The 12261-nt window shown below is 63.2% G+C and carries 8 protein-coding genes and 1 pseudogene; 2 read left to right on the top strand and 7 right to left on the bottom strand.

The features are described from left to right. Positions 1-172: 172 nt before the first annotated feature. On the top strand, positions 173-799 hold the full coding sequence (locus FFS45_RS21500; RefSeq protein WP_137956644.1) for a hypothetical protein: 627 nt from the start codon (positions 173-175) through the stop codon (positions 797-799). A 60-nt stretch (positions 800-859) separates the two neighbouring features. On the opposite strand, the gene hydA is transcribed toward FFS45_RS21500, so the two are convergent. The 5 genes from hydA to FFS45_RS21475 all read right to left on the bottom strand — a co-directional run bounded on the left by hydA (position 860) and on the right by FFS45_RS21475 (position 8359). Next, positions 860-2311: a dihydropyrimidinase gene (gene hydA, locus FFS45_RS21495; protein ID WP_137956643.1), complete on the bottom strand. Its 1452-nt coding sequence runs from the start codon at positions 2309-2311 to the stop codon at positions 860-862. Between the two features lie 136 nt (positions 2312-2447). After that, positions 2448-3959: an NCS1 family nucleobase:cation symporter-1 gene (locus FFS45_RS21490; protein WP_137956642.1), complete on the bottom strand. Its 1512-nt coding sequence runs from the start codon at positions 3957-3959 to the stop codon at positions 2448-2450. 177 nt (positions 3960-4136) lie between these two features. Next, a complete protein-coding gene (gene preA, locus FFS45_RS21485) occupies positions 4137-5468 on the bottom strand; it encodes an NAD-dependent dihydropyrimidine dehydrogenase subunit PreA (RefSeq protein ID WP_137956641.1) in 1332 nt (443 codons plus the stop codon). Between the two features lie 86 nt (positions 5469-5554). Further along, complete coding sequence (locus tag FFS45_RS21480; protein WP_137956640.1) at positions 5555-6901, bottom strand: NAD(P)-dependent oxidoreductase; 1347 nt, start codon at positions 6899-6901, stop codon at positions 5555-5557. A gap of 177 nt (positions 6902-7078) precedes the next feature. Beyond that, complete coding sequence (locus FFS45_RS21475) at positions 7079-8359, bottom strand: Zn-dependent hydrolase (protein ID WP_137956639.1); 1281 nt, start codon at positions 8357-8359, stop codon at positions 7079-7081. Between the two features lie 325 nt (positions 8360-8684). On the opposite strand from FFS45_RS21475, the pseudogene FFS45_RS21470 reads away from it, so the two are divergent. Further along, positions 8685-9426, top strand: a pseudogene (locus FFS45_RS21470) (TetR/AcrR family transcriptional regulator). A 45-nt stretch (positions 9427-9471) separates the two neighbouring features. Here FFS45_RS21470 and boxA read toward each other — a convergent pair. Together boxA and boxB are read right to left on the bottom strand one after the other, a co-directional pair. Continuing rightward, positions 9472-10713, bottom strand: coding sequence for a benzoyl-CoA 2,3-epoxidase subunit BoxA (gene boxA, locus FFS45_RS21465; RefSeq protein ID WP_137956637.1), 1242 nt, complete (start codon positions 10711-10713; stop codon positions 9472-9474). A 37-nt stretch (positions 10714-10750) separates the two neighbouring features. Then, positions 10751-12178 carry a benzoyl-CoA 2,3-epoxidase subunit BoxB gene (gene boxB / locus FFS45_RS21460; RefSeq protein WP_137956636.1) on the bottom strand — a complete coding sequence of 476 codons (1428 nt, stop codon included), beginning with the start codon at positions 12176-12178 and terminating at the stop codon, positions 10751-10753. Between the last annotated feature and the right edge of the window lie 83 nt (positions 12179-12261).

Genomic DNA, 12261 nt, shown 5'->3' with positions numbered 1-12261 from the left:
CTGAAGCTTCCGGCCGCGCCTGCGGGTTTGCTTTCATGCATTTGCGAGTTTTGGCGCTATATGCCTGGCGAATAATCAATCCGCCCACCTCATCGGGTTTCTAAAGAAATGAACTTGAATGCCGATATAAAAGCAGGCATTAATCAAAAACCAGATAACCACAAAGGAAGCCATGCTTCGTCTCGCTACTGCCGTCACGTTTGTCGCCCTGCTCGCCGGTTGCAACGCCACCCTTCACGTCGATCAGCCGGACCCCACCACCGGCCTGTACGCGACGCACTCCACGCTCAAGCCGGAAGACGTCAAGGTCGTCGACAAGTTCGATCCCGCCTATACGCAAATGCTGTATCTGAAGATCAATGCCGAAACGCCGAACCCGCGTTTCGTGGATTTCTTCGTTGCGGCATTCAAGGATATGCACACCTTCAAGAAGGTCATGACGAAGGATGACCTTGAGGCGCTGGTGATCGAGCGCAACCTCGGCAGCAAGGTGCCGAACGTTTCCGATCTGGTTGGACTGAATAACCTAAGCAAGGAAATCGGCCCGTTCCTGATCGTCGAGCCGAATGCCATCTTCAAGGGCGGTTATGTGTTCGAAGGCACCATGAAGGCGGTTGACGCGAGCACCGGAAAGACCGTTTTGCTGATCGATACCAGCGCAGTCAACATGGCGGGCCTTGATGACCCGCTGTTTCACCCGATGCTGAACGGCTTCATCAACTGGACTCAAGGCAAGCCGGTGGTGCCGGGTGCGCCCGCGAGCGCGCAGGACGAGCACGCGAGCCCGTCCAAGCTTTAACGAACGAAACGCAGCGAGCGCGCAGCGGTACCCGAACACCGTCCGCGCGCGCCCTAACGGTTAGCGCTCTACCGCATGCGGCTCCTTGAGCTTGTTGGCCACCCGGATCGCGTCGAAGTAAGCGGCGTTGGGCGGACGCTTCAGATATTGGCCCGCGCCGCGCACCGCCCGCAGATCGCCATCGCTCCACGCCAGCGCGCCGCGCGTGAGCGTATGCGTGGCCACGCCCTGCACCGTCATGCCTTCGAACACGTTGAAATCCACCTTCTGGTGATGGGTCTTGACCGAAATGGTTTTGGTGGCTGCCGGGTCCCACACCACCAGGTCGGCGTCCGCTCCAACCTGCACGGCGCCTTTGCGCGGATACAGGTTAAAGATTTGCGCCGCATTGGCTGACGTGATCCGCACAAACTCGTTCGGCGTGAGACGCCCGGCGTTCACGCCGTGATGCCACAGCACCGACATGCGGTCTTCAACCCCGCCGCAGCCGTTCGGAATCTTTGTGAAGTCCTCGCGGCCCATCGCCTTCTGCGACGCGCAGAACACGCAGTGATCGGTTGCGGTCGTGTGTAACTGCCCCGCTTGCAGTCCGCTCCAGAGCGCCTCGCGATGCTCGCTGGAACGGAACGGCGGACTCATCACATGCGCGGCGGCACGCGTCCAGTCCGGATCGCGGTAGACAGCCTCATCGATCACGAGATGCCCCGGCAGCACTTCGCCGAACACGCGCAAGCCCTGGCTACGCGCGCGCGCAATCGCATCGACCGCGTCTTTCGACGACACGTGCACGATATACACCGGCACACCGAGCACCTGCGCAATGCGGATCGCCCGATTGGCCGCTTCGCCCTCCACTTCGGGCGGCCGCGAGAGCGGATGCGCTTCCGGTCCGGTAATGCCTTTCGCCAGCAATTGCCGCTGCAACTGGAACACCAGTTCGCCGTTCTCCGCATGCACGGTGGGCAGCGCCCCCAGTTCGAGCGAACGCGCGAAGCTGTTCACCAGCACTTCGTCGTCCGCCATGATGGCGTTCTTGTAGGCCATGAAGTGCTTGAAGCTCGACACCCCATGTTCATGCACGAGCGTGCCCATGTCGCGATGCACCGATTCGTCCCACCACGTCACCGCGACATGAAAGCCGTAGTCGGCGGCGGCCTTTTCGGCCCAACCACGCCATGAGTGAAAGGCCTCCATCAGCGACTGGCGCGGGCTTGGGATCACGAAGTCGATGATGCTGGTGGTGCCGCCCGAGAGGCCCGCCGCCGTGCCCGTATAGAAGTCGTCGCTCGCCGTGGTGCCCATGAAGGGCAACTCCATATGCGTATGCGGGTCGATGCCGCCGGGCATCACGTATTGTCCATGCGCGTCCACAATCGACGCGCCCGCCGGTGCCTCCAGCTCCGGCCCAACCTGCAGGATCGTACCGCCGTCCTGCGGGTCGGCACACAATACGTCCGCCCGCCAGCTACGGTCCGCGTCGATTACCGTGCCGCCGCGAATCAGAGTCGTCATCTTGCTGCCTCCTCATTGACTGCTACGTGTTCGTTACTGCGCTTACCGCGGCGGGCATGCTAGCGTTGCGCAAGGCATGCCCGTCTCATGCTTAATGCTTCATGCTTCACACTGCATTTGCAGACCTTTCAAGGCCTCAGGCGCTCGCCACCCGCGCGCTCGGCCCCTTGCTCAGTTTCATCCACGCGCTATAGACGATGGATGCCAGCGCGAGACCCACAAACCATGCATACGTGTACAGCGTGTTGAAAAACGCGGGCACATTGGGAAACGCCGCCGGAAAGGCGGTATGCAGAAAGCCCGGCAGATTCGGCAAGACCCCCACCAGCAGCGCGACCACCGCGCCGATATTCCAGCCGCCCGTATAGCTGTATTCGCCGTTCTCATCGAACAGTTCGCGCGAATCGAGCCGCGTGCCGCGAATCAGGAAGTAGTCCACCATCAGGATACCGGCCACCGGTCCAAGCAAGGCGGAATAGCCGACCAGCCACGTGAAAATATAGCCTTGGGTCGTGGCCAGAATCTTCCACGGCATCATCACAATGGCAATCGTCGCGGTGATCATGCCGCCTACGCGATAACTAATGCCCTTCGGCCACAGGCTCGAAAAGTCGTAAGCCGGCCCCACGAGATTGGCGGCAAGATTGCAGCACATCGTATCGAGTGTGAGGATCACCAGCGCAACGCCCACGCCGATGCCAGTCATGCGGCTCGTCAGATCGATAGGATCCCAGATCGCCTTGCCGTAGATCACCACGGTGGCCGACGTCACCACCACCGAGATCACCGAGAGCAGCGCCATGGGCGCCGGCAAGCCGATCGACTGGCCGATCACCTGGTCGCGCTGCGAGCGGGCAAAGCGCGTGAAGTCGGGAATGTTCAGCGCGAGCGTGGCCCAGAACCCGACCATCGCGGTCAACCCCGGCCAGAACGTCACCCAGAAGAGTCCTTCTTTCTTGCCGCCCGCCACGAATTGCGACGGCGCCGACAGCATCGAGCCCAGACCACCGGCCTTCGACGTCGCCCACCAGACCAGCGCAATGCACATCACGACCTTGATCGGCGCGGACCAGCTTTCGAGCCAGCGGATCGAGTCGGTGCCGTGCACGATGAAGTAGATCTGCAAGGCCCAGAACACGAGGAAGCACGCCAGCTGTGCGAGCGAGATGTCGAGAAACGGCAGCGCCTCGCCATGCAATGCATTGCCGGTGAGGATATTGAGCAGCGTATAGATCGCACTGCCGCCAAGCCACGTCTGGATGCCGTACCAGCCGCAGGCCACGATCGCGCGCAACATGGCCGGCAGTTTCGCGCCCTGGGTGCCGAACGAGGAGCGCACCAGCACCGCATACGGAATGCCGTGTTTTGCCCCGGCATGGCCGATCAGCAGCATCGGCACCAGTACGATCAGGTTGCCGAGCAGCACCGTGAGCACCGCCTGCCACGGCGACATGCCCTGCTCGGTCAAGCCGGCCGCGAGCATGTACGAAGCGATATTCATCACCATCCCCACCCACAGCGCCGCGAAGTGATACCACTTCCAGGTGCGCTGCGCGACGCCGGTCGGCGCCAGGTCGTCGTTATAAAGACTGCTGCCCTGCACGCCGGCCGCTAGCTGCGGCTCGGCGCCTTGCGCTGTCGATTTCATTGAACAATCTCCGGTTCGTCGTTGTGGCCCGCGCCCCTCTATGCGTGTTTGCGGGGGCGTCGGGCCGGATAGAAACTCACATCGTCACAAGCGCATCGTGTGCTGCAATCCTGCTTCGCCGCTCAGGCCACCCGGGCCGTTTTCGGGCCATTCTCGGGCCGTTTTTCGGGCCACATTTCAGGCCGCTTTCGCGGCGGCGTGGGCTTGGGCGTGTTGCGCCGCGGTTTGTTCTGCCTGCGGTTCGCCTGCCTGCACCCGCGCCGGGTTGTTCGGGTGCGTGGTCCAGTTGGCGTATTCACCCGCGTCGACCCGTTCCATCGTAATGCATTGATCGACCGGGCAGACATGCATGCATAAATTGCACCCGACACACTCGGAGTCCACCACTTCAAAATGCCGCACGCCATCTTTTTCTCGCGTGATGGCCTGGTGCGAGGTGTCCTCGCAGGCGATATGGCACAAGCCGCACTGAATGCACTTGTCCTGGTCGATGCGCGCCTTGATGTCGTACTTGAGGTTCAGGTACTGCCAGTCCGTGACGTTGGGCACCGCGCGAGCGCGAATCGCGTCGAGCGTCGCGTCGCCTTTCTCGTCCATCCAGTTCGACAAACCGTCGGCGAGGTCCGAGACGATCCGGAAGCCGTAATGCATGGCCGCCGTGCAGACCTGCACGCTGCCCGCGCCCAGCACGATGAATTCCGCTGCATCGCGCCACGTTGAAATACCGCCGATGCCGGAGATCGGCAGATTGGGCGTTTCGACATCGCGGGCGATCTCGGCCACCATGTTCAGTGCAATCGGCTTGACCGCCGGTCCGCAATATCCGCCGTGCGTACCCTTGCCGTCGACGATCGGCATGGGCGCCATCACGTCCAGGTCCACGCCGACAATCGAGTTGATGGTGTTGATGAGCGACACGCCGTCCGCGCCGCCCTTATAGGCCGCACGCGAGCCCATGCGGATATCGCTGATGTTCGGCGTCAGCTTCACGAGGCAAGGCAGCTTCGTGCCCTCCTTGACCCAACGCGTGACCATCTCCACGTATTCCGGCACCTGGCCCACCGCCGCACCCATGCCGCGCTCGCTCATGCCGTGCGGGCAGCCGAAGTTCAGTTCCACTGCATCGGCGCCGGTGTCTTCGACGAGCGGCAGAATCCATTTCCAGTCGCGCTCGTTGCACGGCACCATCAGCGAGACGATCAGCGCGCGGTCCGGCCAGTCGCGCTTGACCTGGGCGATCTCGCGAAGATTGACGTCGAGCGGGCGATCGGTAATCAGTTCGATATTGTTCAGGCCGGCGATGCGCTGGCCGTTCCATTGCACCGCGCCGTAGCGCGAGCTGACGTTCACCACATGCGGGTCGAGGCCGAGCGTTTTCCAGACCACACCGCCCCAGCCCGCCTCAAAGGCGCGGTTGACGTTATAGGCCTTGTCGGTCGGCGGCGCGGAGGCGAGCCAGAAAGGGTTCGGCGAGGTGATGCCGGCAATCGTACAGCGCAGATCGGCCATGTTCGGCTCCTTGGGGACTCTGTTTTGTCGTGGTGTCGCTTGGTGCGTCACTCATTACGTCACTTGGTGCGGGGCTTTGCCGCTCGCTAGGCGGCCTTGACCGCCGTGCGGGCAAAATACGCGTCGATGGCAGCAGCGGCGAGCTTGCCGTCCTGTACCGCCTGCACCGTCAGGTCGATGCCGCCCGTCGCCGCGCAGTCGCCACCGGCCCAGACATCGGGCAACGAGGTCTGCCCATTCGCATCGACGGCAATCCGGCTGCCGTCGAGCGTCAGCAGATCGCGCTCCACACCCAGCGCCACCAGCGTCTGGCCGATGGCCTTCAGCACCATGTCCGCCTCGACAGCGAAGCGCTCCACACCCGCGGCAGAGGCGCGCTCGAACTCGACGCCCGTCACCGCGCCGTCGCTGCCCAGCAGCCGCACCGGCTTCGCATGCGTGATGAGCGTCACGCCCTGGCTCTGCGCGAATTCGCGCTCGGCCCAGGTCGCGCTCATCGTCTCGACGCCGCGCCGGTAGACCATCGTCACCGTCGTCGCGCCAAGCTTGCGGCTTTGCACGGCGGCATCCACCGCTGTATTGCCGCCGCCGATCACCACCACACGGCGCCCCACCGGCACCGTGGCGAGATCGCCCGCCTGGCGCACCTGCTCGATGAAATCCACTGCATTGAGCACGCCGGCAAGCGCCTCGCCTTCCAGCGCCAGTTCACGCACGCCAGTGAGGCCGATGGCGAGAAACACCGCGTCATGCTGCTTGCGCAACGCGTCGAGACTCAGATCGCGGCCGAGCGTCACGCCGGTCCTGATTGAGATGCCGCCCACTGACAGCAGCCACGCCACTTCACGCTGCGCAAAATCGTCCACTGTCTTATAAGCGGCGATGCCGTATTCGTTCAGCCCGCCGGCCTTGTCGTGCGCGTCGTAAATCGTCACGGTGTGACCGGCCAGCGCCAGGCGATGCGCGCAGGCGAGACCCGCCGGACCCGCGCCGACCACGGCGATATGCCTCCCGGTCTCGGGCGCACGCTTGAACAACACCTCACCACGCGCCAGCGCCCAGTCGGTCGCATGACGCTGCAGCGCGCCGATCGCCACCGGTTTCTCGTCCTGATGGTTGCGCACGCAAGCACCTTCGCAAAGAATCTCGGTCGGGCAGACCCGCGCGCACATGCCGCCCAAAGGATTCGCCGAGAGAATATCCACGGCGGCGCCCTTCAGGTTGCCGTTGCCGATCTTGCGGATAAAACCGGGAATGTCGATCTGCGTCGGACAGGCCTGAATGCACGGCGCGTCGTAACAGTAGTGACAGCGGCTCGCCGCCACCGCTGCGGCGGCCGGATCGAGCAAGGGCGCGATATCCGTGAATTCGCAGGAAAGCTGCTCGGGCGACAGGCGCTGCGCAGCAATGTCGCCGGTATGCTTGATGGCCATACACGTTCCTTCTTCAATGTGAGGACGTAGCCGTGCCCGCCGGCCGCACTGCAAGCGCGGTCGGGACGACGTGTTTTATAGGCGATACGGTCAGGCTTGTTCTGAAGGCGCTAACGCAGACCCGGCTAATCCAGACCCATCAGTGGCCGGCACAGCACCCCATCTCCTCTCGCACGTTCATGAAGCCGGCTCGCACGCGCGCTCCACCATCGCATGCAGCAAGACGTTGGCGCCCGCCTCGATCCATTCGAGCGTGGCGTCTTCGATCTCGTTGTGGCTGATGCCGTCGACACAAGGCACGAACACCATCGAAGTCGGCGCGACCTGCGACAGGTAGCAGGCATCGTGTCCCGCCCCCGACACCATGTCGCGATGCGGATAGCCGAAGCGCTGCGCAGCGGCGCGCACAGACTTCACGCAGTCGGCGTCGAACTTGACCGGGGCATAGTAGAAAATCTGTTCGAGCTGGGTTTCGAGGCCAATGCCGCTCGCAATCCGCTCGACGCCTTCGCGCAGCGCGGCGTCCATCTTCGCGAGCACGGCATCGTCGGGATGGCGAAAATCCACGGTGAAGAAAACGCGCCCCGGGATCACGTTGCGCGAGTTCGGGTACACCTGCAGCATGCCCACCGTCGCACAGCCGAACGGCGCATGATCGAGGCCGATGCGGTTGACCAGATCGACCACGCGCGCCGCGCCCAGCAGCGCATCGCGGCGGCGCGGCATGGGCGTCGGGCCGGCATGCGCTTCCTGGCCGGTGAAGGTGATTTCGTACCAGCGCTGCCCCTGGGCATCGGTGACGACACCGATAGTCTTGTGTTCCGCTTCGAGAATCGGTCCCTGTTCGATGTGCAATTCGAACGCCGCATGCACGGGCCGGCCGCCGCACGGCTGGTCGCCGGCATAGCCGATGCGCTTGAGCTCCTCGCCGATCGTCTTGCCGTCCACGTCCTTGCGTGACAGCCCGTACTCGAGCGTAAACACGCCGGCGAACACGCCCGAGGCCACCATCGCCGGGGCAAAGCGCGAGCCTTCCTCGTTGGTCCAGATCACCACCTCCACCGGATGCTCGGTCTCGATGCCGTGATCGTTCAGACTGCGAATTACTTCGAGCCCGCCCAGCACACCATAGATGCCGTCGAAGCGGCCGCCGGTGGGTTGCGAATCGGCGTGCGAGCCGGTCATCACCGGCAGCGCGTCCGGATTGCGCCCGGCGCGGCGCATGAAGACATTGCCCATCTGATCGACCGTGACCGTGCAGCCCGCCTGTTTCGCCCAGCTCACGATCAGGTCACGCCCCTCCTTGTCGAGATCGGTCAGCGCCAGGCGGCAGACGCCGCCCTTCGGCGTTGCGCCGATCTTCGCCATCGTCATCAGGCTGTCCCACAGACGCTTGCCGTCAACCTTGATCGACGTAGCGGGTTCAGCATGCTTTAACGCCTCGGATACCGCGTTCATTCGTCTCGCTCCTTTCAGTGAACCGACCATGCCAACGACTGCCAACTGGTGCATCTACGGCGGATTTTGGGGCGTCGCCGCACGGCCGCGGTGCATGCATTGCCGTTTCCCGTGAAGCACACACCCGGGGCAAACCCCGGGGCACGGGCCGCTCTCCCAATCCTGTCCAGTTGGACAGGTTGTAGACGATTAACACCGCCAAATCAATGCTTTTCGTATGGACGAATACAGAGCGAGAAGCGTGCCATTGCGACGCAGCATGCGCTCTTTGCGCATCGCGAACCGGCGCGCCCCAGCTAGCTCAATGCGCACCTAAACGACTAGAATGAAGCGCGACGCGGCATGCGCGCCGCGCGAGGCCAACAATGAAACACGACGAAGTGGCAGCCGACATGGCTGAAAACGATGAGACCCCAGCCCCTTTGCGGCGGCGCAAGGCGCACATCCGCGAATCGAACGAGGCCCATCTGCTGGCGTGCGCGGAAGCCGTATTTGCCGAGCGCGGGCTGGAGGGCGCCAGCACGGCGATGATCGCCGAACGTGCAGGCTTGCCGAAAGCCAACCTGCACTACTACTTCCCGACCAAGCTCGCGCTATACCGCCGGGTGCTCGAAGACCTGTTCGAAGACTGGCACCGCGCGGCCGACACCTTCGAGGCCAGCGACGATCCGGTGGAAGCCATCAGCGGCTATGTGCGTGCGAAGATGGAGCTGTCGCGGCGGCGCCCGCTTGGTTCGAAGGTGTGGGCCAACGAGATCATCCACGGCGCGGAGCATATGCAGGACATCCTGACGCAGCGCGTCAAGCCCTGGCTCGAGAGCCGCGTCACGGTGATCGACGACTGGATTGCGCGCGGCCTGCTGGCCCCGGTCAGTGCGCAGACGTTGATGTATATGATCTGGGCCGCCACGCAGCACTACGCGGATTTCGATGCGCAGATTGTGGCGCTGGGCGGCAAGCGCGCGCTCAGCCAGAAGGCGTTCGACGCGTCCACTGAGGAAGTGGTGCAACTGGTGATTCGCGCATGCGGTGCGGTATCGCCGAAGCGGCGGGAAGGCAAGGAGTAAGAGCGCTGGCCCGCGCCTCCCAGGATGCGAAGGCCAGCTCGCGTATCAGTACGTCTCGAGATGCAGCCGCCCCTCCCGCTTCAGACGTGCCCACAAGCCTTCCCAATCGAGCCCGTGCAGTTCGCCGATTTCCTTGAGCGCCTGCAACACGCCGTCTTCCATGCCCTTGAGACCGCAGACGTAGATATACGTGTTGTCGTCCTTGAGCAGTTGCGCGACATCCACCCCGCGTTCGCGCATCGCATCCTGCACGTAGCGTTTCGGCTGGCCGGGCGTGCGCGAGAAGGCCAGATTCGTGTCGATGAAGTCTTTGGGCAGATTGGTCAGCGGTCCGAAGTACGGCAATTCCTCTTTCGTGCGTGCGCCGAAAAACAGCATCAGCTTGCCGGTTGCGCCTTTCAGGCGGCGGCGCCGGCGATACTCGGTCATCGCCCGCATCGGCGCCGAACCCGTGCCGGTGCAGATCATCAGCAAATGCGAGTTCGGATGGTTCGGCATCAGAAACGTGCCGCCGAACGGCCCGATCACGTTGACCACGTCGCCCTTCTTCAGATCGCACAGATAGTTCGAGCACACGCCCGTCGTGGCGCTGCCGTCATGATCCTGGGTGACGCGCTTGACCGTGAGCGAGACGTTGTTGTAGCCGGGACGCTCGCCGTCGCGCGGGCTTGCGATCGAATACTGGCGCGCGTGATGCAGCCGGCCGTCGGCAGTGGCGCCCGGCGGCAGAATGCCGATCGACTGCCCCTCCAGCACCGGAAACGGCATCGAGCCGAAGTCCAGCACGATGTGATGGATGTCGCTTTCGGTGGCGGCGTCGGTGAGCCGGTAGTTGCCCACCACTGTCGCGGTCGTGGGCGCCTTGTGCGTGTAGAGGTTCACATAGGGCTTCGCCGCGGACCACGGCGGCACTGTCGAACCGCGTACCGTATCCGCTTCCACAGCGGGCGCATCCGGTGAGGCATCGTCCGCCGCCAATGCGTCTGGGTCTTGCGCCGGTGCTGCCGCCATCGTGCCCTGCTCCGGCAGCACGTCCCAGCCCAACTGTTCGTCGATGCTGTAGGCGTCGGGCTTGAGCACCATGCGCCAGTTGTCGATTGCGCCGGTTGGGCATGGCGGCACGCAGGCCATGCAGCCGTTGCAGAGGTCTGCCTTCACGACGTAGTTGTTTTCGTCGTGCGTGATCGCATCGACCGGACAGGTTTCTTCGCAGGTGTTGCAGCGAATGCAGATCTCCGGATCGATCAGGTGCTGCCTGAGAATATCGATCGATACTGGGCCGTTCATGCCTACCTCCTACCTTGTTTCCGCACTACCCGATCAATCAGTTAAAGCGCACGTATTCGAAATCGACCGGCTGACGATTGACGCCCATCGCCGGTGGTGCAATCCAGTTGGCGAACTTGCCGGCTTCGGTCACGCGGCCCATCAGCGAGGCCACATAGGCACGGTCTTCCGCGCTGGGCAGCCAGTTCGCTTCATGGGCGGCCCATTCGGCCGCGCTGATCACACGGCCATCCGGCGATACACGGGTGCCGGCGAACGTGCCGATCTGGCGATTGAACGCCTTATGCGGCACGCTCAGGCGAAAATCGATGCCTGCCTTCTCCAGCACCTTGTTCCAGCGGTTCACACCCGCCACCGAATCCTTGATGTAATCGTCGCGCAGCACTTCGTTCATGGCGTTGAGCATCGGCACTTCGCGCTCGACCAGCTTGCCGTCCTGCACGTCGAGCAGTTTGTAGCTCTGCCCGTTGAGCTGATGATCGTCGTCGCGTTTGGTTTCCTCATAGCGGCCCTTCAGGCCCGAGCTATAGAACGTCGCGGCGTTCGACGAATGATCGGCGCCGAACAGATCGATCGTCACCGAGTAGTGGAAGTTCAGATAACGCTGGATCGTCGGCAGGTCGATTACGCCGGCGGCGCGAATCCTGTTCACGTCGTCGGTCTTCAGTTCGTTCATGACCTGCGCGGTGCGCTGTACCACGCGCGAGACGCCGGACTCTCCAACGAACATGTGATGCGCTTCCTCGGTCAGCATGAACTTCGTGGTCCGCGCGAGCGGATCGAAGCCCGATTCGGCGAGCGCGGACAACTGGAACTTGCCGTCGCGATCCGTGAAATACGTGAACATGTAGAACGCGAGCCAGTCCGGCGTCTTCTCGTTGAAAGCGCCGAGAATGCGCGGATTGTCGTCGTCGCCGGAGCGGCGTCCCAGCAGCGCTTCGGCTTCTTCGCGGCCGTCGCGGCCAAAGTAGCGATGCAGCAGATACACCATCGCCCACAGATGCCGCCCCTCTTCGACGTTCACCTGAAACAGGTTGCGCAAGTCGTACATCGAAGGCGCGGTCAGCCCGAGGTGACGCTGCTGCTCCACCGAGGCCGGCTCCGTGTCGCCCTGCGTGACGATGATGCGGCGCAGGTTCGCACGATGTTCGCCGGGCACGTCCTGCCATGCCGCTTCGCCCTTGTGCTCGCCGAACTGGATCTTGCGGTCCTGCTCGCCCGGCGTGAGAAAAATGCCCCAACGGTAGTCGGGCATCTTCACGTGATCGAAATGCGCCCAGCCGCCGGCGTCGACACTCACCGCCGTGCGCAGATAGACGTCGTAATTGTGCGAGCCGTCAGGACCCATATCGCCCCACCATGACAGGAAGTTCGGCTGCCACTGTTCGAGAGCGCGCTGCAAGGCGCGGTCGTCGGCGAGGTTGACGTTGTTCGGGATCTTTTCGCTGTAGTTGATGGTGGACATGTTCGGTTCCTTGGTCGGGAAACTGGCGTATCGGGTTCGAGAGGCGCGTAGCGATGCGCTGAAATCAATGGGTGCAATATGTG

This window comes from Burkholderia sp. 4M9327F10 (genome assembly GCF_005503145.1).
Taxonomy (GTDB): domain Bacteria; phylum Pseudomonadota; class Gammaproteobacteria; order Burkholderiales; family Burkholderiaceae; genus Paraburkholderia.
This window is presented reverse-complemented; position numbering and strand designations above follow the sequence as displayed.